Source organism: Klebsiella sp. TF21-TM (assembly GCF_019753495.1).
Classification (GTDB): Bacteria; Pseudomonadota; Gammaproteobacteria; order Enterobacterales; family Enterobacteriaceae; genus Klebsiella; species Klebsiella quasipneumoniae.
In genome coordinates, this window is the sequence record NZ_JAIJYL010000009.1 from 27,252 (window position 1) to 50,252 (window position 23,001).

Here is a 23,001-nt window from a genome sequence, read left to right on the forward strand (position 1 = left end):
CGGCGTCGGGTCCCGGATAGCGGCTGGCGCCTTATCCAGGCTACAACACGGCGCGCACATGTAGCCTGGCTAAGCGCAGCGCGAGCCGGGAAAAGCCAGCATGATTATCCCGCCCAAACCAGCGGGCGCCCACGGATGGGTTAAAGCGGCAATAACCGCTTTATTAACATACTATTATTTGTACCATCATTTTCTTATGCGCCGCGTTGCCGGCGCGTTTTGGATGTAAGCCATGTCGTATACACCGATGAGCGATCTCGGCCAGCAGGGTCTGTTTGATATCACCCGGCTTTTATTACAGCAGCCCGATCTGGCTGCGCTGAGCGAAACCCTGACCCGCCTGGTGCAACAGTCCGCACTGGCCGACGAAGCGGCCATTATCCTGTGGAATGCAGGCAACCACCGTGCGGCCAGATACGCCTGCGATGAGGCAGGCCAGCCGGTGAGCTATGAAGATGAAACCGTGCTCGCCCACGGACCGGTGCGCCGCTTACTCTCCCGGCCGGATGCCCTGCATTGCGATCATGAGACCTTTGCCGACACCTGGCCGCAGCTTATCCGCAGCGGGATCTATCGCTCGTTCGGGTACTACTCGCTGCTGCCGCTTGCGGCCGACGGGCGGATCTTCGGCGGTTGCGAATTTCTGCGCCGTGACAACCGGCCATGGAGCGAGAAAGAGTTCCAGCGGCTGCATACCTTCGCGCAGATCGTCGCCGTCGTCAGCGAGCAGATTCAGAACCGGGTCAGCAATAACGTCGATTACGATCTGCTGTGCCACGAGCGCGACAACTTCCGCATTCTGGTGGCGATCACCAACGCGGTCCTCTCACGTCTGGATATCGACGAGCTGGTCAGCGAGGTGGCGAAAGAGATCCATCGCTACTTCCGGATCGACGCCATCAGCGTGGTGCTGCGCAGCAACCGCAAAGGGAAGCTCAACATCTATTCCACACACTATCTCGATGCCAGCCATCCGGTTCACGACCAGAGCGAGGTAGATGAAGCGGGCACCCTCACCGAGCGCGTGTTCAAAAGCAAAGAGATGCTGCTGCTTAATCTGCACGAGCATGACACCCTCGCGCCGTACGAGAAGATGCTCTTCGAAATGTGGGGCAACAAGATCCAGACCCTGTGCCTGCTGCCGCTGATGTCCGGCAACACCCTCCTCGGGGTGCTGAAGCTGGCGCAATGCGACGAACAGGTGTTTACCACTACCAATCTCAAGCTGCTGCGCCAGATCGCCGAGCGGGTGTCGATCGCTATCGATAACGCCCTCGCCTACCGTGAAATTCAGCGCCTGAAAGAGCGACTGGTGGATGAGAACCTCGCCCTCACCGAGCAGCTCAACAATGTCGAGAGCGAATTCGGGGAGATCATCGGCCGCAGCGAGGCGATGAACAATGTGCTCAAGCAGGTCGAGATGGTGGCCCACAGCGACAGCACCGTGCTGATCCTCGGCGAAACCGGCACCGGCAAAGAGCTTATCGCCCGCGCCATTCATAACCTCAGCGGACGAAACAGTCGGCGGATGGTGAAGATGAACTGCGCCGCGATGCCCGCCGGACTGCTGGAGAGCGATCTGTTCGGCCACGAACGCGGAGCCTTCACCGGGGCCAGCGCCCAGCGTATCGGCCGCTTCGAACTGGCGGACAAAAGCTCCCTGTTCCTTGATGAAGTGGGCGATATGCCGCTGGAGCTGCAGCCCAAACTGCTGCGCGTTCTCCAGGAGCAGGAGTTCGAGCGCCTGGGAAGCAACAAGCTGATCCAGACCGACGTCCGACTGATCGCCGCCACCAACCGCGATCTCAAGCAGATGGTTATCGACAGGGAATTTCGCAGCGACCTCTACTACCGGCTCAACGTGTTCCCGATCCACCTGCCGCCGCTGCGCGAGCGCCCCGACGATATCCCGCTGCTGGTGAAGGCCTTTACCTTCAAAATCGCCCGCCGCATGGGACGCAATATCGACAGCATTCCGGCGGAGACCCTGCGTACCCTGACGCGCATGGAGTGGCCGGGCAACGTGCGCGAGCTGGAAAACGTCATCGAACGGGCGGTGCTGCTGACCCGCGGCAACGTGCTGCAGCTCTCCCTGCCGGAGCGGGATATCGTCGAGCCTCCGCGGTCGCCAGAGGTCCTGCCTGAGGAAGGCGAAGATGAATATCAGCTGATCGTCCGGGTGCTGAAGGAGAGCAACGGCGTGGTGGCCGGGCCGAAGGGCGCCGCCCAGCGGCTGGGGCTGAAGCGCACCACGCTCCTGTCGCGCATGAAGCGGCTGGGTATTAATAAAGACGAACTGGTGTAGCCTCGCCTGCTATTTATTTATCATCGCAGGTGTTGCTGGCCGGGCAAGGCGTCGCCGCCACCCAGCACACACGCAGCACTTTCCCCCGAAGGCGCCCGGCTTGCGAGCCGGTAAACCGAATACCGCATGTGACCCGGGCCAGCACAATGCAGCCCGGGTTAATTTAAATCCCCTGACAAAATCGTTCTCGCTCTAATCATTACCCACGCATGCAAATAAGAATTATTTTCATTTGTAAATAGCTTGTGCTATATAACATAGCAATGGCTATAAACGCTGGGAAATTAACCACATCATTGCGAGGGATCCTATGCTGCACCTGACACCGCTGAAATCATTGCTGCTGGCCAGCGCGCTGGCCCTGCTGGCCGCGGCGCCGGCCTCGGCGCAGGAGAAATTCAGGGTTATCACCACCTTCACGGTTATCGCCGATATGGCGCAGAACGTGGCCGGCGATGCCGCCGTCGTCAGCTCCATCACCAAACCGGGCGCGGAGATCCACGACTACCAGCCTACCCCCGGCGATATCAAACGCGCGCAGGGGGCGCAGCTGATCCTCAGCAACGGTCTCAATCTCGAACGGTGGTTTGCCCGCTTTTATCAGCACCTGCAGGGCGTCCCGGAGGTGGTGGTCAGCGAGGGGATCCAGCCGATGGGCATCAGCGCAGGCCCCTATAGCGGGAAGCCCAATCCTCATGCCTGGATGTCGGCAGATAACGCCCTGATCTATGTCGATAATATTCGCGATGCGCTGGTGAAATACGATCCGCCTCACGCCGACACCTATCGCCGCAACGCCGAGACCTATAAAGAGAAGATCCGCCAGACGATGGCGCCGCTGCAGGCCAGACTGGCGCAGCTGCCGGCGGATAAGCGCTGGCTGGTCACCAGCGAGGGAGCCTTCTCCTATCTGGCCCGCGACTATGGCCTGCGCGAACTGTATCTGTGGCCGATTAACGCCGACCAGCAGGGCACTCCGCAACAGGTGCGCAAGGTTATCGACACCATGAAGAAAGAACAGATCCCGACCATCTTCAGCGAAAGCACCATCTCCGATAAACCGGCGCGTCAGGTGGCGCGCGAAGCCGGCGCCCACTACGGCGGCGTGCTGTATGTCGATTCGCTGAGCGCCGCCGACGGCCCGGTGCCGACCTGGCTCGACCTGCTGCGCGTCACCACCGAAACCATCGTCAACGGTATCCAGGACGGGATGAGGAAACAGCCATGAATACTGCGCAAGCGGGTCTGTATGTCGACCAGCTCACCGTCACCTGGCGCAACGGCCACACCGCCCTGCGCGACGCCTCGTTCAGCGTACCGCGCGGCTCCATTGCCGCGCTGGTGGGGGTTAACGGCTCGGGTAAATCCACACTGTTTAAAGCGCTGATGGGCTTTGTGCGCGTCGGTCACGGCGAGATCGCCATCCTCGGCCAGCCGGTCAACCGCGCGCTGCGCCAGAACCTGGTCGCCTATGTCCCGCAGTCGGAAGAGGTGGACTGGTCCTTCCCGGTGCTGGTGGAGGATGTGGTGATGATGGGCCGCTACGGCCATATGGGCTGGCTGCGGCGGGCAAAGCCGCGCGATCGCGAGATTGTCGATGCCGCGCTGGCCCGCGTGGGCATGAGCGAGTACCGCCATCGGCAAATTGGCGAGCTCTCCGGCGGGCAGAAAAAGCGCGTCTTCCTTGCCCGCGCCATCGCTCAGCAGGGCCAGGTGATCCTGCTGGATGAGCCTTTTACCGGCGTCGATGTGCAGACCGAAGCGCGGATCATCAGCCTGCTGCGCGAGCTCCGCGATGAGGGCTGTACCATGCTGGTTTCCACCCATAATCTCGGGTCCGTAAGTGAATTTTGCGATTACACGGTGATGGTAAAAGGCACCGTGCTGGCCAGCGGCCCGACAGAAACCACCTTCACCGCCGAGAATCTGGAGCGGGCTTTCAGCGGCGTACTGCGCCACGTCGCGCTCACCGGTGCGGAAGCGCAGATTATCACCGATGACGAGCGGCCGTTTATCAGCCGGCGCGCGGCGGGAGGCCCACGATGAGCTGGCTGCTGGAGCCGTTTGGCTATCACTATATGCTCAATGCGATGTGGGTGGCGGCGCTGGTGGGCGGCGTCTGCGCCTTTCTCTCCTGCTACCTGATGCTGAAGGGCTGGTCGCTGATTGGCGACGCCCTTTCCCACTCGATTGTGCCCGGCGTCGCCGGGGCCTATATGCTCGGCCTGCCGTTTGCCCTCGGCGCGTTTCTCTCCGGCGGCCTGGCGGCGGGCAGTATGCTGTTTTTGCAGCAGCGGTCGCGGCTGAAAGAGGATGCGATTATCGGCCTGATATTCTCCTCCTTCTTCGGGATCGGGCTGTTTATGGTGTCGCTGAACCCGACGTCGGTGAATATCCAGACCATTATCCTCGGCAATATTCTGGCCATCGCCCCGGAGGATATTATCCAGCTGGCGGCGATCGGCTTTATCTCGATGGCGATCCTGCTGTTGAAGTGGAAAGATCTGATGGTGACCTTCTTCGATGAGCACCACGCCCGCTCGATTGGTCTGAACACCCGCGGCCTGAAGCTGCTGTTCTTTACCCTGCTGGCGGCCTGCACCGTAGCGGCGCTGCAGACCGTCGGCGCCTTTCTGGTTATCTGCCTGGTGGTCACCCCCGGCGCCACCGCCTGGCTGTTAACCGACCGCTTCCCGCGCCTGCTGGCCATCGCCGTCGCCATCGGCAGCCTGACCAGCTTCTTCGGCGCCTGGCTCAGTTACTACCTCGACGGCGCCACCGGCGGCATTATCGTGGTGGCGCAAACGCTGCTGTTCCTCATCACCTTTATCTTCGCGCCGAAGCATGGCCTGCTGGCCAACCGCCGCCGCGCCGGGGAGGCCGCATGCTGAATCTGATCCTGGCCCCGTTCCAGTTTCCTTTTATGGTCAACGCGATAACAGTATCGATGGTCGTTGCCGTGCCCTGCGCGCTGCTGTCGGTCTTTCTGGTGCTCAAAGGCTGGGCGCTGATGGGCGACGCCATGAGCCACGCGGTCTTTCCCGGCGTGGTGCTGGCCTACATTATCGGCATCCCCTTCGCCATCGGCGCGTTTATCGCCGGGCTGCTCTGCGCCGTGACGACCGGGTTTCTCGACGACAACAGCCGCCTCAAACGCGATACCATCATGGGAATTGTCTTCTCCGGCATGTTTGGCGCCGGGCTGGTGCTGTACGTAGCGATCCAGTCCGACGTCCATCTCGACCATATTCTGTTCGGCGACATGCTGGGGATCTCCCTCAGCGATATTGGACAAACGGCGGCTATCGCGCTGATGATTGCGCTGATTATCGGGCTGAAATGGCGGGATTTTTTGCTGCACGCCTTCGATCCGACGCAGGCCAAAGCCAGCGGCCTGCGCGGCGGACTGCTGCACTACGGCATGCTGTGCATGATCGCCCTGACCATCGTCGCGACGCTGCAGTCGGTAGGGATTATCCTGTCGATTTCGCTGCTGATTGCCCCAGGGGCGATCGCGCTCCTGCTGGTACGGCGCTTTATCCACGCCCTGCTGCTGGCGGTGGCGGTAGCGGTCTGCTGCTCGGCGGGAGGGGTGTGGCTGGCGTTTTATCTCGATAGCGCGCCGGCGCCGACTATCGTGGTGCTGTTCACCGCGCTGTTTGTGGTCGCCTTTGTGACAAGCACGATCCGGGATAGTCAGAAACAGAAGGCTTCATCACCCATCCCCGGTGGCGGCTAACGCCTTACCGGAGCTACGCTTGCCCCCCGGCTGCGCGCAGCCCAGGCCGGGGAAAGGCCGCTATTTTTTCGGTCGATATTTTTCCGGCAGCGGCGGCGCTGGCCGCCTGTCATCCAGCAGATGGCGAAGGGTCAGGATCGGGTGGTGCCAGAGCATTCGTGGCCCGGCCCAGCGCATAATCTGCTTCATCTCTTCGCGCTTCGCCGGCTGATAGCAGTGTACCGGACACTGCTTGCAGGCCGGTTTATTGTCGCCAAACACGCACTTATCAAGCCGCTTGTCGGCGTAGGCGTTCAGCGCCTGATAGTGTTCGCCGTCGTCGCGGGCATCCGGACAGCGGCGCTGATAAAGCCCAATCATCCGACCGATCGTCTGCTTTTCACGTTCGATGCGTTTGCCCACCGTCAACTTTCCTCCCCACACAAAGATGCATGAATAATACACCTTTTAAACGGGCCACGCAGCCGCTTTCCTAACGATTAGGTCGGGTTAGCGGGTTTATCAACATGCCCCAATGCTTTTTCCGGGAAGCAGACATCGCGCACCCGGCGTTTCAGCTCTGCCGCATCCGGAAAGCCGCCATCCTGCTTGCGCTCCCAGATCTGCTGGCCGTCGATATCGATAGTGAAGATCCCGCCGGTGCCCGGCACCAGCGTCACCGAGGCGATATCGGTGCTGAAGGTGTGTAACAGCTCCTGCGCCATCCAGCTGGCGCGCAGCATCCAGTTGCACTGGGAACAATAGGTGATGGTGATAGCCGCTTTTGAATTCATCGTCATCTCGCTCAGGCTGAAAGGGCACAGTGTAAACAAAGTGCAGTTTAAATGAGGAATACATGAATATTTTGTTGCAAACGATAATACCTATCATTACCATTCGCAATCAACAAATGGAGTAAGACCCTATCCGCAACGGAAAAGACGGAGCAACCTGCAACTCTGGAAGTAACGCGTGAGCCGATACTAATAACGATCAAGGCGTGGCGACTATGTACAAATCGACTCCGTCAGCAGCAGGGTGTAAAAAACGCCTGCTGGTGACCTCTTTGCTTGCAGCAATTTATCAAACTTCTGCCGTCGCAGCAGGCACTTCCGCCATCGGCGGCGAGGCGGTGGATGACACCTCGGAACAAATGACCGTCACCGCTCCCGCGCCGGCGCAAAAAGCCGGTAACGAGCACAGCATCAGCGCCCGGGAGCTGGAGGACAAAGGCGCTAACGATTTCGGCTCGATCATGCGCTATGAACCGCTCATCAGCGCCACCGGGGCCAGCGGCGGCTCCGGCAACGGCAAAAGCGGCTTCGACCGCGGGGGCTACACCGGCTACAACATTCGCGGCATGGAGAGCAACCGCGTCGGTATCGACGTGGACGGTATCGCCCAGCCCAACGCCACCGGCCGCGGCTACGTCGGCCGCTCGGGGCTCAATACCTTCGGCATCGGCCGCGATTATATCGACCCGTATATGTACGGCAGCGTGGATATCCAGTCTGGCGCCACCTCGACGGAAACGGCCAACAGCGCCATCGGAGGGAATGTCTCCTTCCGCCCGAAATCGGCGGATGATTACCTGCGCCCGGGCAAAACCAGCGCCTTCGGCTATCGCAGCGGCTACGACTCCGCGGATCGCAGCTGGCACAACGGGGTGACCGTCGCCGGCGGCGACGAGTTCCTGCGCGGCATTTTGGTCTACAGCCGCCGCGACGGCCAGGAAACCGAAAATAACAGCGGCACCGTCGACGCCTACCCGGCGAACTGGCACTCCGATGCCTTTCTGGCCTCCGGGATCTGGCAGCCCAACGACGAGCACAAGCTAACCAGCACCTTCGACTATTACCACAAAACCAACCACACCCACTACGATACCTGGGACTCCAGCGGCAACAGCACCATTGGCACCGCCAACCAGACCAGCCAGACCCGACGCTGGGGCCTGAGCCTGAAGGATGACTGGACGCCGATGAATGACTACCTCGACAGCGTCTCCAGTAAAATCTATTACCAGCATACCGAAGCCCATGACTGGACGTATATGCCGGATAGCGTCACCCGCAGAATGCAGACGGTGAACTCCAACTACGACACTGACACCTGGGGCCTGCAGACCGCGCTGGCGAAAACCCTGGGCCGCCACGATCTGAGCGCCGGTTTTAACGCCAGCACCAGCAAAACCCAGCGGCCGTTCAGCCAGTCGCCGATCCCCAGCGTTTACAGCGAGATCATGCAGCCGGAGGCGGACAGCCGCAGCTACACTCTCGGCGGCTTTGTCCAGGATAAGATCAACTTCGACCTTGATAGCCACAACTTCGCCATCATTCCCGGCGTGCGCGTGGTGCATCAATCGACGAAGCCGGAAAATCTGTCCGACCTTGCCGCCAACAGCAGCGCGCTGACCGAATCGTCGGTGGCGAATCTGTACGGTAAAAACAGCGATACCCAGGTTCTGCCGTCGTTGACCTTCCAGTACGACCTCACGCCGCGCCTGATGACCTACCTGCAGTACCAGCGCGGCGCGCAGTTCCCCAACGCCAGTCAGCTGTATGGATCCTGGAACCTTGGGTCCAGCTACGCCGGCAGCCAGCAGTATGCCCTGATCGGCAATACCGATCTGAAGACGGAAACCAGCGATAATCTCGAGTGGGGGCTGAAGGGGGAAGTTACCGAAGGCATCACCCTGCGCACAGCGCTGTTCTACAACAGCTATAAGAACTTTATCGCCTATACCCGCTATACCCGGGCGAATAATCCGGGCCAGTTCACTAACGTGCCGTCGAATATCTACACCATTTATCAGGCGGAAAACCGCGATAAAGCCTATATCTACGGCGGTGAGATCAGCACCAAATTTAACTTTGGCACCTGGTTTGAGCAGGTGAACGGCCTGAGCGCCACCCTCGCCTTCGGCTATAGCGAAGGGAAATCGAAATCCAGCTACAGCGGCGATAAATACGTCGACCTCGACAGCGTAGCGCCGATGAAAGCTATCGTCGGCGTGGCGTGGGACGATCCGGCGAAACGCTACGGCACCGCCCTGACGGCAACCTTCGTCAAGGGGAAACAGGCGACCGCCACCAACCGCGAAAGCTACAGCAACAGCGGGTCCGCCATCGCCGATGCCAGCAGCGACTATATGCGCGTGCCGGGCTACGGCATGCTGGACTGGACCGCGTACTGGCAGGTAGCGAAAAACGTGCGCCTCAATGGCGGGGTCTACAACCTCACCGATCGTAAATACTGGGATTACCTGAGTAGCCGCAATATCGAGACCGGCACCAACCAGGACGCCAATGATAAAGCGCTGGCGGTCATGCCGGGCCGCACCTGGCAGCTTGGGGTCAACGTCGACTTCTGATTGCCCGAAGAACAACTCACCTGCCCCGGCCCGCCGGCCGGGGATATTGAACATTGAGAAGGATATGATTATGCCCAATGCCCACCCCGATCTGTGGCAGCGCTACCAGGCCGCCAAAGCGTCCAGCACCGCGAAATATGCCCGCGATATCGCCGCGGAAATGGGGATCAGCGAAGCCGAGCTGACCGCCGCCCGCCTCGGTCACGATGCCGTGCGCCTGATCGATGACGCCCGGGCGCTGATTGCCGCCCTGGAGCGCGTCGGTGAAACCAAATGCATCTGCCGCAACGAGTATGCCGTCCATGAGCAGGTCGGCCAGTTCACGCACCAGCACCTCAGCGGCCACGCCGGGCTGGTGCTCAACCCGCGCGCGCTCGACCTGCGTCTGTTCCTCAGCCAGTGGGCCAGCGCCTTCCATCTGAACGATAACGGTCGCCAGAGCATTCAGTTTTTCGACCACCACGGCGACGCCCTGCTGAAAGTCTATGCGACCACGCAGACCGACATGGCGGCCTGGGACACCCTGATCGCAGAACATCGGGTGGCGGCCCCGGCGCCGCTGGCCCTGCGCCCGCTGGAGCCGGTGAAATATGCCGAGAGCGCCGACGGCGCCGCCCTGGAGAACGACTGGCGCGCGATGACCGACGTACACCAGTTCTTCGGTCTGCTGCGTAAATATCAGCTTTCCCGCCAGCAGGCCTTCCGCCTGGTGAGCGACGACCTCGCCTGCCGCGTTGATCGCCATGCGCTGCCAGCGCTACTGGAGACGGTGCGCCAGGAAGGCAATGAAATCATGATCTTCGTCGGCAATCGCGGCTGCGTGCAGATCTTCACCGGCGCCCTGGAAAAGCTGGCGCCGATGCGCGGCTGGCTGAATATCTTCAATCCCACCTTTACTCTGCATCTGCGTGAAGAGAGCCTCGATGAAGTGTGGGTGACCCGCAAGCCGACCTCAGACGGACACGTCACCAGCGTCGAGCTGTTCGCCAAAGACGGCACCCAGATCGCCCAGCTCTATGGCCAGCGCAGCGAGGGCCACCCCGAGCAGGCGCAATGGCGCCAGCAGGTGGATCGTCTGACCCGCGAAGGACTGCCCGCATGATGCGCTGGTTACTGCTTCTCATCGCCTTCCCGTTGCTGAGCCACGCCGCCGTGGAGCGGCTCGTCACCCTCGGCGGCGATGTCACTGAGATCGTCTATGCCCTTGGCGCGCAACAGAGCCTGGTCGCCCGGGACAGCACCAGCAGCTGGCCCCCGGCGGCGCAAAAGCTGCCGGATGTCGGCTACCTGCGGCAGCTGAACGCCGAGGGGATCCTCGCGTTACGCCCGCAGCTGGTGTTAGCGAGCGCCCAGGCGCAGCCCTCGCTGGTCTTACACAAGGTGCAGGCGAGCGGCGTGAAGGTGGTTAACGTGCCGGGCGGCGAAAGCCTGGCCGCGATCGATAGCAAAGTGGCCGTCATTGCCGAAGCGTTAGGCAAAACCCCGGCGGGCGACGCGCTGCGCCAGCAGCTTCAGCAACAGATCGCCGCCATTCCAACGCAGCCGGTTGCCAGGCGGGTGCTGTTTATTCTCAGCCACGGCGGAATGAATACCCTGGTGGCCGGGCAACGCACCGCGGCCGATGGCGCCATTCGCGCCGCCGGTCTGCAGAACGCGATGCAGGGCTTCGACCACTATCGGGCGATGTCGCAGGAGGGGGTGGCCGCCAGCCAGGCGGATCTGGTGGTGATCTCCGCCGATGGTCTCAAAGGGATGGGCGGCGAAGCCGGGCTGTGGAAACTGCCCGGCCTGGCGCAGACCCCGGCGGGGCGTCATAAGCAGCTGCTGACGATCGACGATATGGCCCTGCTCGGCTTCGGGCCGCGCACCCCGCAGGCGATAATCGCGCTGCGTGAAAAAGCGGAGCATCTGCCCTGATGCGCCCTGCCCTCGCCCGCCGTTTGCTGTTGATGACGCTGCTGCTGGTCCTGCTGACGCTGTTCGCCACCACCCTTGGCGCGATGCGTTTGCCGCTGGCCAGCCTGCTGCCCGCCGGGGATGAGATGCTGCGCCACATCTGGCTGACCATCCGTCTGCCGCGGGTGCTGCTGGCCCTGCTGGTAGGCGCGGCGCTGGCCCTCTCCGGCTGCGTGATGCAGGGGTTGTTTCGCAACCCGCTTGCCGACCCGGGCCTGCTGGGCATCAGCAGCGGCGCCGCGCTGGCGGTGGCCAGCTGGCTGGTGCTCCCGCTCTCCGCAACGGGGCTGATCGCTCTGTATATGCCGATGCTGGCGGCGTTTATCGGCAGCCTGGCGGTGATGGTGGTGATTTTTATCCTCAGCCGGGCGGAGGAGGGGTCGCTGTCGCGCCTGCTGCTGGTGGGGATCGCCATCAACGCGCTGTGCGGGGCGCTGGTCGGCGTGCTGGCCTGGCTGAGCAACGACGCCCAGCTGCGCCAGCTGTCGCTGTGGGGCATGGGCAGCCTGGGCCAGGCCGAGTGGCCGACCCTGTTGGTGGCTGCGACCCTGATCATCCCGGCGGCGCTGGCGGTGTGGTGGATGGCCTCCCGCCTGAATTTGCTGCAGCTCGGCGATGAAGAAGCGCACTATCTTGGGGTCAACGTGCGGGCGCTGCAGCGCTGGCTGCTGCTGTGCAGCGCGGTGCTGGTGGCCGCGGCGGTGGCCATCAGCGGCGTCATCGGCTTTATTGGCCTGGTGGTGCCGCACCTGATGCGCCTGTGGCTGGGGCCGGACCATCGCGGGCTGATCCCCGGCTCGCTGCTGGCCGGCGCGATCCTGCTTCTGCTGGCCGACACCCTGGCCCGCACCGTGGCGGCGCCGGCGGAGATGCCGGTCGGTCTGCTCACCAGCCTGCTGGGCGCCCCCTGGTTTCTGTGGCTGGTCTTTCGTCGGGAGAACCCCAAACATGGCTAATGAATATTGCGCGCAGGGGCTGGCGCTTCGCCTCGGCCAGCGGCAGATTATCGACAACATCTCCGTCGCGCTGCGCGGCGGCGAGATGACGGCGCTTATCGGGCCGAACGGCGCGGGCAAATCCACCCTGCTGCGGCTGCTGACCGGGTACCTGACCCCGGATAGCGGCACCCGCCGTCTGGCGGGCACGCCGCTGGAGGCGTGGTCACCCGAGGCGCTGGCGCGCCGGCGGGCGGTCATGCTACAGCGTACGGCCCTGCAGGCCGACTGGACGGTGGAAACGGTCATCGCCATGGGGCGCTCGCCGTGGGGCCCGACCGCGGACCCGGCGGAGCTGGCGGCGGTAATGGCCGTCACCGGCTGCGATGACCTTGCCGGCCGCCGCTATCCCGGCCTCTCCGGCGGCGAGCAGCAGCGGGTGCAGCTCGCCCGCTGTCTGGCGCAGCTGTGGCGCGACGGCGCGCCGCAGGGCTGGCTGTTTCTCGATGAGCCCACCTCGGCGCTGGACCTTTACTATCAACAGCATCTGCTGCGCTTGCTCAAACGGCTCACCGCCGGCGGGCAACTGCACGTGTGCGTGGTGCTGCATGACCTTAACCTCGCCGCCCTGTGGGCCGACCGCATCCTGCTGCTACACCAGGGCCGCCTGGTCGCCCAGGGGACGCCGCAGGAGGTGATCCAGCAGTCGGTTATCCATCGCTGGTACGGGGCGGATGTCCGCCTCGGCCAGCATCCGGACAACGCGGCCCCCCAGGTCTATCTGGCGCCGTAACCCCCGCGCGGCGCAACTGGAATCCGGATCGCGCCGCGCGCGTTCGGTATTACACCGCAAAAGCTGATGAGCATTATACTTTCATATCTATCAGCGTTCCCTTTTGAGGGTCCCCATGAGCCGATACACAGTTGCTGGCAGCGAAGGCCAGTATGAGAAAAATTCAGGTGAACGGGTTTTGGCTAATAAACTCGGGATCGCTGACGCAAATGAGATGGATAGCGTAGAACTGGTACTGCTGGAACAACTTTATCGCTCGGTTTTTGAGGAACACTTTCCAACCGGATTGCTCAGCGTCAACATCCTGAAAAAGTGGCATTATCGCTGGTTAGGCAATATCTATGCATGGGCAGGCCAGGAAAGAACGGTCAATATCAGTAAAGGCGATTTTATGTTCGCCCCTTCAGCACAGCTGGCTAAACTGCTAAACGATTTTGATAAGAAATACCTTGCTCATTATACGCCTTGTTCAGGCATGAGTGAATTGCAGCTCACAGAAGCTATCGCAGTCACACATGTTGAATTGATCCTCATCCATCCATTCAGAGAGGGTAACGGGCGTTTATCACGATTATTAGCTGATGTGATGGCGGTGCAGGCTGGCTATAAACCGCTGAATTATCAAAGCTGGGAACAAAACAAAACCCAGTATATATCGGCTATCCATACAGGTTTGACTCTGGACTATCGACCGATGAAACACTGGGTCAGCATGGCCTTAAGAAGGGATTAGGCAAGACGAAGATGCGCATATTTTTTGCGCGCGGCTTCAAGACTCTCTTCAACTCTGGCTGAGGGTTGCCCTGTCTCGACCGCGGTTGATGTCGCAACAGAACGAACGATGTCAGCGCGGGAAGGTCTGGCGTATGTGGCCTGATCTTTTTTGTTGTGACTCATGGCATCTCCCTTTTCATTCACCTGATGGTTTCAGTATATCAAGGATCGTTGCTAACTGCTGCCGTTAAGGCTTATCCAGGGAAATATCGGATAGGGCTTTTTTGAACCGGTAACTGCACATCCTGATGCTGGCTTGTGATGACTCATCCCCCTCTGCAACTGGAATCCGGATCGCGCCGCGCGCGTTCGTCAGTTTCCCTCGCCTGCCCATCTCCGTTATCATGTCTCATCCATGTGATAACGACGAAAACAACAAAATCGCAGCCATTTCAAATCAGGGATCTGGATAACACCCCATGAGCACAATTGACAATCTCGACGCCCACACGCCGATGATGCAGCAGTATCTCAAGCTGAAGGCGCAACATCCTGACATTCTGCTGTTTTACCGGATGGGGGATTTTTACGAGCTGTTTTATGACGATGCGAAACGCGCGTCGCAGCTGCTCGATATCTCGCTGACCAAACGCGGCGCCTCCGCGGGCGAACCCATTCCCATGGCCGGCATCCCCCACCACGCGGTGGAAAACTATCTTGCGAAACTGGTTAATCAGGGCGAGTCGGTAGCTATTTGCGAGCAGATAGGCGACCCGGCCACCACCAAAGGGCCGGTCGAGCGTAAAGTGGTGCGTATCGTCACGCCGGGCACCATCAGCGATGAAGCGCTGCTGCAGGAGCGTCAGGACAACCTGCTGGCCGCCATCTGGCAGGACAGCAAAGGCTTTGGCTACGCGACGCTGGACATCAGCTCCGGCCGCTTCCGCCTGAGCGAACCGGCCGACCGCGAAACCATGGCGGCAGAGCTGCAGCGTACTAATCCGGCGGAGCTGCTGTACGCGGAAGATTTTGCCGAATCGTCGCTGATCGAAGGCCGCCGCGGTCTGCGCCGTCGCCCGCTGTGGGAATTTGAAATCGACACCGCGCGCCAGCAGCTTAACCTGCAGTTCGGCACCCGCGATCTGGTCGGCTTCGGCGTGGAAAACGCCCCCCGCGGCCTGTGCGCCGCCGGCTGCCTCCTGCAGTATGTCAAAGACACCCAGCGCACCTCGCTGCCGCATATTCGCTCCATCACCATGGAGCGCCAGCAGGACAGCATCATTATGGATGCAGCCACCCGCCGTAACCTCGAGATCACCCAGAATCTCGCCGGCGGCACCGATAACACTCTGGCCTCGGTACTCGACTGTACGGTGACGCCGATGGGCAGCCGGATGCTCAAGCGCTGGCTGCATATGCCGGTCCGCGATACCGCCGTACTGGTGGAGCGCCAGCAGACCATCGGCGCGCTGCAGGAGCGCTATACCGAGCTGCAGCCGGTGCTGCGCCAGGTTGGTGATTTGGAACGTATTCTGGCGCGTCTGGCGCTGCGTACCGCCCGTCCACGCGATTTAGCCCGCATGCGTCATGCCCTGCAGCAGTTGCCCCTGCTGCGCGAGCAGCTGGCTGACGTTGACAGTCAGCCGGTGCAAAAATTGCGCGAAAAAATGGGCGAGTTTAGCGAACTGCGCGAACTGCTGGAGCGCGCGGTGATCGACGCCCCGCCGGTGCTGGTCCGCGACGGCGGGGTCATCGCTCCAGGCTACAGCGCAGAGCTGGACGAGTGGCGGGCGCTGGCCGATGGCGCCACCGATTATCTCGATAAGCTGGAGATCCGCGAGCGCGAGCGGCTGGGCCTCGACACCCTGAAGGTCGGCTACAACGCCGTCCACGGCTACTACATCCAGATCAGCCGCGGCCAGAGCCACCTCGCGCCGATCCACTACGTGCGTCGCCAGACGCTGAAAAACGCCGAACGCTATATTATTCCTGAGCTGAAGGAATACGAAGATAAGGTGCTGACCTCCAAGGGCAAAGCGCTGGCGCTGGAAAAGCAGCTTTATGACGAACTGTTCGACCTGCTGCTGCCGCACCTTGCCGACCTGCAGGCGAGCGCCAGCGCGCTGGCCGAGCTGGACGTGCTGGTCAACCTGGCGGAACGCGCGGAAACCCTCAACTACTGCTGCCCGACCTTTAGCGATAAGCCGGGCATTCGCATCAGCGAAGGCCGCCATCCGGTGGTCGAGCAGGTGCTGAAAGAGCCGTTTATCGCCAACCCGCTGCAGCTGGCGCCGCAGCGGCGGATGCTGATCATCACCGGGCCGAACATGGGCGGTAAAAGTACCTATATGCGCCAGACCGCGCTGATTGCGCTGCTGGCCTATATCGGCAGCTACGTCCCGGCGCAGAAGGTGGAGATAGGCCCCATCGATCGCATCTTTACCCGCGTCGGCGCGGCGGATGACCTGGCCAGCGGCCGCTCGACCTTTATGGTGGAGATGACTGAAACCGCCAATATCCTGCACAACGCCACCGAACACAGCCTGGTGCTGATGGATGAGATTGGCCGCGGCACGTCCACCTACGACGGTCTGTCGCTGGCATGGGCCTGTGCGGAAAATCTGGCCAACAAAATCAAGGCGCTGACGCTGTTCGCCACCCACTACTTCGAGCTCACTCAGCTGCCGGAGAAAATGGAAGGCGTCGCCAACGTCCATCTCGACGCGCTGGAGCATGGCGACACCATCGCCTTTATGCACAGCGTGCAGGATGGCGCGGCCAGCAAGAGCTACGGCCTGGCGGTCGCCGCGCTGGCCGGGGTGCCGAAAGAGGTGATCAAGCGCGCGCGGCAGAAACTGCGCGAGCTGGAGAGTATCTCGCCCAACGCGGCGGCGACCCAGGTCGACGGCACGCAGATGTCGCTGCTCGCCGCTCCGGAAGAGACCTCGCCTGCGGTTGAGGCGCTGGAGAATCTTGATCCGGACTCCCTGACCCCGCGTCAGGCGCTGGAGTGGATCTATCGCCTGAAGAGCCTGGTGTAGGTCTCTTTTAACGTGAAAAAACGGCAGCGCCCTGCGGTGCTGCCGTTTTAACAAATGCAAAATGGGTGCGAGAGGATGCGTCCTGACAACCAATACGCGGGGTTTCCCCCGCGCGGATGCTATTTCTTCGATTCGTAAGCGAGAACAGCTTTAAACTCCATACTACGCTCTTTAATACTGAGTTCGCACAGCGAGCTGCGCACCAAAAGCGTAAATCCCAGTACCGTAATACACAGTACGACGATTGCCACAAGGGCATATTTTGTTAGCATGTCTTGCCTCCCTGCAAAGAAGAGACTAACATCTGAATTGTTCAGGTTCATCCGTCAGCCTCAGTTGATAGAAATATCTCCTGGGGCTTTCGTCTGTCTGGGGGCCTGGTCTTGCTCAAGGCCAGACAGCCTCAAGCACCCGCCGCTATTCTATACTCGTCATGGCGTGAAATTTATCTACAAGGAATTAATCAGACGGATTTTATATTAATCTGGAAGCCGACTCGCAAAGTCGCCCCATTATATTACCCCTTTACATAATTTCTGGATTTAATGAGTAAATAACTTTTATCATTTTGCGAAATATAAAAAAGCCGACGGAGAGATTATCCCAGTCGGCGTGATGGTCGCAGGCAGTTTGCGCACGACCCAATTTTAAAATGGCAGGTAAAATAACCTTAACAGGATAAGCCCTTAGCGGGCTCTTTTCATTAACGCTTATCTTCCGACAATAGCGGCGGGACGTGCGGCACCTGCGGCGCTTCATCAATATCTTTCTGCGTCATCCGGAACGCTTCGGGATAGTGCTCACGGCTGGTGCGGCGCAGCGGCTCGGTATCCCGCCAGGTATACAGACAGTGCTGGCACTGATACACCGTCCAGACTCCTTTCACCGGCGATTTCGCCATGACGTCAATCTTTTCATCGGCGCAACGTGGACAAATCATCTTCTTCTCCTTACTTACGGTTGGCCAGCATAGCGGTCAGTTTTTCAGCCCAGGCTTTGGTTTCCGGCAGATCCTGCACCGGCTGGCTGTAGTGGCCGCGAAGGTCCGGCGCAACCGGGGTGGTGGCGTCGATAATTAGCTTGTCGGTGATGCCCGCCGGGCTGGAGCCTGGGTCAAGTTCAAGGACCGACATGTTCGGCAACTGCACCAGGTCTCCCGCCGGGTTAACCTTCGAGGAGAGCGCCCACATCACCTGCGGCAGGTTGAACGGGTCGACGTCTTCATCAACCATGATCACCATCTTCACATACCCAAGGCCGTGGGGAGTGGTCATCGCCCGCAAACCCACCGCGCGGGCAAAACCGCCGTAGCGTTTTTTGGTGGAGATAATCGCCAGCAGACCGTGGGTGTACATAGCGTTGACCGCCTGCACTTCCGGGAACTCTGCCTTCAGCTGCTGATACAGCGGCACGCAGGTGGCCGGGCCCATCAGATAGTCGATTTCGGTCCACGGCATACCGAGATAGAGCGATTCAAAAATCGGTTTGCTGCGATACGAGACTTTGTCGATGCGCACTACCGTCATGTTACGACCGCCGGAGTAGTGGCCGGTAAACTCACCGAACGGCCCCTCTATCTCACGCTTACGGCCTTCAATCACCCCTTCGAGGATCACTTCCGAACCCCAGGGCACGTCAAAGCCGGTCAGCGGCGCGGTGGCGATGGGATACGGGCTCTCGCGCAGCGCGCCGGCCATTTCATATTCTGACTGATCGTATTTCAGCGGCGTGGCGCCCATCAGGGTGATAATCGGGTCGTTACCGAGGGTAATGGCGATCGGCAGGTCTTCCCCGCGCTCTTCCGCTTTATGCAGATGCAGGGCGATATCGTGCATCGGCACCGGCTGCAGGCCGAGCTTGCGCTTGCCTTTCACTTCCATACGGTAGATACCGACGTTTTGCTTACCGAAGTTGTCAGGGTCAAGCGGATCGCGCGAAACGACACAGGCTTTGTCGAGGTAGAACCCGCCGTCGCCATCGTTGAGGCGGAACAGCGGCAGAATATCGAACAGGTTGATATCATCGCCATCCACGGTGTTTTCCGCCCATGCCGGGTTGGCGCGGCGCTCTGGCGTCACCGGGAAGTTATCCCAACGGCGGATGAATTCATCAATCTGCTTTTTCACCGGCGTGTTGGGCGGCAGGCCCAGCGAGATGGCATGGTTCTGCCACGAGCCGATGGTGTTCATCGTCACCCGGGCGTCGGTAAAGCCGCGAATATTATCGAACCACAGCGCCGGGGCGCCGTCGCCGATGCGTCCGGTGGCATTGGCTGCCGCCGCCAGGTCTGGCTCAGCGTTCACCTCCTCACTGATTTTCAGCAGTTGTCCCTGGTCATCCAGCGCCTGCAAAAAGCTGCGCAAATCATCAAAAGCCATTATTCGATCTCCTGTGCTAATTGTTCTGCCGTGCGCAAGCCGTTCCAGCGGCGCGCTTTGTGATAGTCGAGGCCAAACTGATCCAGCACCCGGGTCACAATGTGGTTGGTGATATCGTCAACCGTCTCCGGGTGGTTATAGTAAGCCGGCATCGGCGGCACCATCGCCACGCCCATACGGGACAGCGCCAGCATGTTCTCCAGATGGATCGTGCTGAGCGGCATTTCCCGCGGGACCAGCACCAGCTTGCGCCCCTCTTTAAGCACCACGTCCGCCGCGCGTCCCACCAGCCCCTCGGCATAGCCTGCGCGAATGCCTGCCAGCGTTTTCATACTGCAGGGAATCACGATCATGCCGTCGGTACGAAATGAACCTGATGAGATGGTGGCGGCCTGGTCGGCCGGGCTGTGGGAAAAGTCCGCCAGCGCGGCCACTTCCCGTGCCGTCCAGGGCGTTTCCAGCTCGATGGTGGTTTTGGCCCACTTCGACATCACCAGATGGGTTTCCACCTCCGGCATATCGCGCAGCGCCTGCAGTAATGCCACCCCAAGCGGAGCCCCGGTGGCCCCCGTCATCCCAACAATCAGTTTCATTCCAGACCTCATTCAATTTGTTCGTACACGAACTTTATGCTTAAATTACCCTCTCCTGAGCCGAATGACAAGATCGTTCGTATACGTGCGCATTTTTAATCAAACAGGGAAAAGGTATAAAAAGGCGTACGAACGGCTATCATAGAGGTGACAGTTTTGTTACGGAGTATCCATGGAGTTACGAAACGAAGCATTCCACCTGCTGCGCCAGCTTTTTCAACAACATACCGCCCGCTGGCAGCAGGCGTTACCGGACCTGACTAAGCCTCAGTATGCGGTGATGCGCTCGGTTGCGGAGCAACCGGGTATCGAACAGGTGGTGCTGATTGAAGCGGCGGTCAGTACGAAGGCCACGCTGGCGGAGATGCTCAGCCGGATGGAAGCGCGCGGCCTGGTGCGCCGGGAGCACGATCCGGCCGATAAACGCCGCCGTTTTGTCTATCTGACCGACGAAGGCGAGGCGCTGCTTAACCGTTCCATTCCGCAAGGCAATGAGGTCGATGACGAGTTTCTTGGCCGCCTGAGCGATGATGAACGCGAACAGTTCTCCCGGCTGGTGCGTAAAATGATGGTTCCCTGAGCAAGCGCCTAGCCGAGCTGCTCGCGCAGGAAGTCGATAAACGTCCGCACCCGGGTAGGCATATGCTGCGCATCGGGATAAAGGGCATACACTCCCTGCGGCGGGAAATGGTATTCCGGCAGGACAGCCACCAGCTCCCGCTGCGCCAGTTTACCGGCCACCAGCCAGGCTGGCAGCAAAGCGATGCCGCATCCGGCTAGAGCAAAGCTCATCAGCGCCGTGGCGCTGTCGGCTGAAAACCGTGGCGCGTTGACTATCGTAAAATCCACCTCTGCCTGTTCATCCGTTCGCAGCTGCCAGCGCAGCGGGGCCGGCAGACGCTCGTGAATAATCCAGTCAGCTTGCGCCAGATCGGACAGCGTCAGCACCGGATGGCTCGCCAGCCAGGCCGGGGAGGCAACGGGCAGGATCGCGAAACTGGCTATCCGCGTCGCCCGATAGCGGGAATCGGCCAGCGTACCGAGGCGTATCGCCACGTCAAATCGTTCGGAGATAAGATCCGCATGATGGGAGGACGAGACGTGCCGCACCCGTAGCGCCGGATGATGACGGGAAAACGCCGCCAGCGCCGGGATGATGACCTGCGCGCCATACTCCGGCGTGGTGGTGATCCGCAGCTCTCCGCTTAAACCGCTATGGCTGGCCCGGACCTCATCCTGCAGATTTTCCGCCGCTTTGAGCAGCGCCACCCCACGCTGATAGAACAGCGCCCCGGCGTCAGTGAGCCGCAGACGGCGCGTCGAGCGCAGCAGCAGCGTCACCCCCAGCTCATTTTCCAGTTGCCGTACGTTAAAGCTGACCACCGCCTTGGTCTGCCCCAGCGCCGCGGCGGCCTGGGTAAAGCTGCCGGCGTCCACCACGGCGATAAACATGGTCACGCGCTGAAGGTTTAGCATCGTCGTCCGGATGATTGTCAAAAATATTCAGACAGTATATCCCGATTCGCCCCGTTTATCCCCCGCGGCGCCGGGTTTACAGTAGCCGCCTGTCTGAGGGAGTGAATCATGACCTATCGCCACCGCGTTGCCACCGTTTTTCTGTTCGGCTTTTTTCTCGACCTAATCAATATGTTTATCGCCAGCATTGCCTTCCCGGCTATCAGCCACGAGCTGGCGGTGTCCGTCTCGCAGCTGGCGTGGGTCAGCAATGCCTATATTCTTGGCCTGACGGCCGTCGTACCGTTCAGCGCCTGGCTCAGCCAGCGCTGTGGGCCAAAACGGCTGTTTTTACTCTCGCTGGGGCTGTTCAGCCTCGGCGCGCTGGCATCGGGGCTGGCCCATAGCCTGGGTGAGCTGATTTTCTGGCGTACGCTGCAGGGGATGGGCGGCGGGCTGTTAATCCCCCTCGGCCAGGCGCTGACGTGGCCGCTGTTTCAGCCGCAGGAGCGGGCGAAGCTGTCGGCGGCGGTGATGCTGGTCGGCCTGCTGGCGCCCGCCTGCTCGCCGGCGATCGGTGGTCTGCTCGTCCAGGCGTTCAGCTGGCGCTGGGTCTTTTTCGCCAGCCTGCCTGTCGCCCTGCTTACCTTTATGCTGGCGGCGCGATGGCTAAACGACAGCCCCGCTCCCGTCCGGCCGACCCGCTTTCTCCCGCTGTCATTGCTGGCCGATCCTCTCCTGCGCTTCGCCATGCTGATCTATCTCTGCGTACCGGGGATGTTTATTGCCGTCAACGTGGTGGGAATGTTCTACCTGCAACGCGTCACCGGGATGGCGCCGGGGGCCACTGGCGCCCTGATGGTGCCGTGGTCGCTGGCCTCGTTTGCCGCCATCACCTTTACCGGCAGGTATTTCAACCGCTTCGGGCCGCGGCCGCTGGTGATGGTCGGCTGCCTGCTACAGGCGGCGGGGATCCTGCTGCTGCTGCAGGTCGATGCACACAGCCCGCTGGCGCTGTTGATTCTGGCCTTTACGCTGATGGGCGGCGGAGGCAGCTTATGCAGCAGCACCGCGCAAAGCAGCGCTTTCCTGCATACGCCTGGCGAAGAGATGCCTGACGCCAGCGCGCTGTGGAACCTTAACCGCCAGCTCAGCTTCTTTGCCGGCAGCGCGCTGCTCGCCCTGCTGTTGAGGGTATTCCCGCCGGCCTACGCCTGGCAGGGCGCGTTTAGCTGCGCCGCCGCCATAACCCTGTTGCCGCTGCTGTTTTGCCTGCGGCTGAATAATCGGGCGATTATCCATCGCCTGCACACTACTCTGGAGAAGTCATGAACCCTTATCTGCAGGAAGTCGTCGACGCCCATGTCCTTATCGAACGCTGGTTAAGCCACGGGGAAGGAAGCGCTGAGGCGCTGATGAGCCGCTTTGCCGCCGAATTCACCATGATCCCTCTGAGCGGCGAGAAGATGGACTACCCGACGGTGAGCCGTTTTTTCCACCAGGCGGGAGCAAGCCGTCCGAAATTACACATTGTGGTGGATCAGGCGAAAATCATCAGCGAGTGGCACGACGGCGCCGCCGTGCTGTACCGTGAACGCCAAACGCTGGCGGATGGCAGTGAGAACGTACGCTGGTCGACGGCGATTTTTCAGCAAGCGGAAGGGAAAATTGTCTGGCGCCATCTGCAGGAAACCCGCCTCGGCTAGCGCAAAGAAAAAGGCCCCGTCTTTCGAGGGGGCC

At 60.8% G+C, this 23,001-nt stretch carries 23 protein-coding genes; 15 read left to right on the forward strand and 8 right to left on the reverse strand.

Translation table 11 applies throughout. The features are described 5' to 3' along the window. Positions 1–232 precede the first annotated feature (232 nt). From flhA to K5R89_RS10625, 5 genes are all read left to right on the forward strand, one after another. A complete protein-coding gene (gene flhA / locus K5R89_RS10605) occupies positions 233–2,305 on the forward strand; it encodes a formate hydrogenlyase transcriptional activator FlhA (protein WP_044524510.1) in 2,073 nt (690 codons plus the stop codon). A gap of 310 nt (positions 2,306–2,615) precedes the next feature. Then, positions 2,616–3,533 (forward strand): metal ABC transporter substrate-binding protein, encoded by a 918-nt coding sequence (locus tag K5R89_RS10610; protein ID WP_072420507.1) that lies wholly within the window; start codon positions 2,616–2,618, stop codon positions 3,531–3,533. Next, the gene (locus tag K5R89_RS10615) at positions 3,530–4,351 is read left to right on the forward strand and encodes a manganese/iron ABC transporter ATP-binding protein (protein ID WP_044524512.1); all 822 of its coding nucleotides are present in this window, start codon (positions 3,530–3,532) and stop codon (positions 4,349–4,351) included. The genes K5R89_RS10610 and K5R89_RS10615 overlap by 4 nt, the downstream gene beginning before the upstream one ends. Continuing rightward, a complete protein-coding gene (gene sitC / locus K5R89_RS10620; protein WP_023290804.1) occupies positions 4,348–5,196 on the forward strand; it encodes an iron/manganese ABC transporter permease subunit SitC in 849 nt (282 codons plus the stop codon). Before K5R89_RS10615 ends, sitC begins: the two co-directional genes overlap by 4 nt. Further along, positions 5,190–6,044: a metal ABC transporter permease gene (locus tag K5R89_RS10625; RefSeq protein WP_044524514.1), complete on the forward strand. Its 855-nt coding sequence runs from the start codon at positions 5,190–5,192 to the stop codon at positions 6,042–6,044. Before sitC ends, K5R89_RS10625 begins: the two co-directional genes overlap by 7 nt. 60 nt (positions 6,045–6,104) lie before the next feature. On the opposite strand, the gene K5R89_RS10630 is transcribed toward K5R89_RS10625, so the two are convergent. Further along, a complete protein-coding gene (locus K5R89_RS10630; protein WP_217259446.1) occupies positions 6,105–6,446 on the reverse strand; it encodes a nitrous oxide-stimulated promoter family protein in 342 nt (113 codons plus the stop codon). Positions 6,447–6,523: 77 nt separating this feature from the next. Beyond that, positions 6,524–6,817 (reverse strand): SelT/SelW/SelH family protein, encoded by a 294-nt coding sequence (locus tag K5R89_RS10635; protein WP_004205627.1) that lies wholly within the window; start codon positions 6,815–6,817, stop codon positions 6,524–6,526. Between the two features lie 215 nt (positions 6,818–7,032). Between K5R89_RS10635 and K5R89_RS10640 the strand changes: the two genes are divergently transcribed. From K5R89_RS10640 to K5R89_RS10665, 6 genes are all read left to right on the forward strand, one after another. After that, complete coding sequence (locus tag K5R89_RS10640) at positions 7,033–9,396, forward strand: TonB-dependent receptor (RefSeq protein WP_217259447.1); 2,364 nt, start codon at positions 7,033–7,035, stop codon at positions 9,394–9,396. Between the two features lie 70 nt (positions 9,397–9,466). Further along, a complete protein-coding gene (locus K5R89_RS10645; protein WP_064155038.1) occupies positions 9,467–10,498 on the forward strand; it encodes a hemin-degrading factor in 1,032 nt (343 codons plus the stop codon). Beyond that, positions 10,495–11,313: a hemin ABC transporter substrate-binding protein gene (locus K5R89_RS10650; RefSeq protein WP_101976232.1), complete on the forward strand. Its 819-nt coding sequence runs from the start codon at positions 10,495–10,497 to the stop codon at positions 11,311–11,313. Before K5R89_RS10645 ends, K5R89_RS10650 begins: the two co-directional genes overlap by 4 nt. Continuing rightward, positions 11,313–12,308 (forward strand): iron ABC transporter permease, encoded by a 996-nt coding sequence (locus K5R89_RS10655; RefSeq protein WP_049014492.1) that lies wholly within the window; start codon positions 11,313–11,315, stop codon positions 12,306–12,308. Before K5R89_RS10650 ends, K5R89_RS10655 begins: the two co-directional genes overlap by 1 nt. Further along, on the forward strand, positions 12,301–13,080 hold the full coding sequence (locus K5R89_RS10660) for a heme ABC transporter ATP-binding protein (protein ID WP_072420510.1): 780 nt from the start codon (positions 12,301–12,303) through the stop codon (positions 13,078–13,080). Before K5R89_RS10655 ends, K5R89_RS10660 begins: the two co-directional genes overlap by 8 nt. A 115-nt stretch (positions 13,081–13,195) precedes the next feature. Beyond that, positions 13,196–13,813, forward strand: coding sequence for a Fic family protein (locus tag K5R89_RS10665; RefSeq protein ID WP_065812342.1), 618 nt, complete (start codon positions 13,196–13,198; stop codon positions 13,811–13,813). On the opposite strand, the gene K5R89_RS10670 is transcribed toward K5R89_RS10665, so the two are convergent. Continuing rightward, the gene (locus K5R89_RS10670) at positions 13,810–13,977 is read right to left on the reverse strand and encodes a hypothetical protein (RefSeq protein WP_162838135.1); all 168 of its coding nucleotides are present in this window, start codon (positions 13,975–13,977) and stop codon (positions 13,810–13,812) included. The genes K5R89_RS10665 and K5R89_RS10670 overlap by 4 nt on opposite strands. Positions 13,978–14,273: 296 nt before the next feature. On the opposite strand from K5R89_RS10670, the gene mutS reads away from it, so the two are divergent. Then, positions 14,274–16,835, forward strand: coding sequence for a DNA mismatch repair protein MutS (gene mutS, locus K5R89_RS10675; protein ID WP_043520744.1), 2,562 nt, complete (start codon positions 14,274–14,276; stop codon positions 16,833–16,835). Between the two features lie 119 nt (positions 16,836–16,954). Here the strand turns inward: mutS and K5R89_RS10680 are convergent, their stop codons facing one another. The 4 genes from K5R89_RS10680 to K5R89_RS10695 all read right to left on the reverse strand — a co-directional run bounded on the left by K5R89_RS10680 (position 16,955) and on the right by K5R89_RS10695 (position 19,806). Continuing rightward, positions 16,955–17,107, reverse strand: a complete 153-nt coding sequence (locus K5R89_RS10680; RefSeq protein ID WP_009651623.1) for a Hok/Gef family protein — start codon at positions 17,105–17,107, stop codon at positions 16,955–16,957. 431 nt (positions 17,108–17,538) lie between these two features. Next, complete coding sequence (locus tag K5R89_RS10685) at positions 17,539–17,775, reverse strand: non-oxidative hydroxyarylic acid decarboxylases subunit D (RefSeq protein ID WP_032453899.1); 237 nt, start codon at positions 17,773–17,775, stop codon at positions 17,539–17,541. Between the two features lie 10 nt (positions 17,776–17,785). Next, positions 17,786–19,213, reverse strand: coding sequence for a non-oxidative hydroxyarylic acid decarboxylases subunit C (locus K5R89_RS10690; RefSeq protein ID WP_004205612.1), 1,428 nt, complete (start codon positions 19,211–19,213; stop codon positions 17,786–17,788). Next, the gene (locus K5R89_RS10695; protein WP_023290814.1) at positions 19,213–19,806 is read right to left on the reverse strand and encodes a non-oxidative hydroxyarylic acid decarboxylases subunit B; all 594 of its coding nucleotides are present in this window, start codon (positions 19,804–19,806) and stop codon (positions 19,213–19,215) included. Before K5R89_RS10695 ends, K5R89_RS10690 begins: the two co-directional genes overlap by 1 nt. Positions 19,807–19,978: 172 nt before the next feature. On the opposite strand from K5R89_RS10695, the gene K5R89_RS10700 reads away from it, so the two are divergent. Further along, complete coding sequence (locus K5R89_RS10700; RefSeq protein ID WP_023290815.1) at positions 19,979–20,386, forward strand: MarR family winged helix-turn-helix transcriptional regulator; 408 nt, start codon at positions 19,979–19,981, stop codon at positions 20,384–20,386. Between the two features lie 8 nt (positions 20,387–20,394). On the opposite strand, the gene K5R89_RS10705 is transcribed toward K5R89_RS10700, so the two are convergent. Next, positions 20,395–21,282, reverse strand: a complete 888-nt coding sequence (locus K5R89_RS10705; RefSeq protein WP_032453901.1) for a LysR family transcriptional regulator — start codon at positions 21,280–21,282, stop codon at positions 20,395–20,397. Between the two features lie 108 nt (positions 21,283–21,390). Between K5R89_RS10705 and K5R89_RS10710 the strand changes: the two genes are divergently transcribed. Continuing rightward, positions 21,391–22,593: an MFS transporter gene (locus K5R89_RS10710; RefSeq protein WP_110243428.1), complete on the forward strand. Its 1,203-nt coding sequence runs from the start codon at positions 21,391–21,393 to the stop codon at positions 22,591–22,593. Further along, positions 22,590–22,967 (forward strand): cytoplasmic protein, encoded by a 378-nt coding sequence (locus tag K5R89_RS10715; RefSeq protein ID WP_049014501.1) that lies wholly within the window; start codon positions 22,590–22,592, stop codon positions 22,965–22,967. The genes K5R89_RS10710 and K5R89_RS10715 overlap by 4 nt, the downstream gene beginning before the upstream one ends. Positions 22,968–23,001 lie beyond the last annotated feature (34 nt).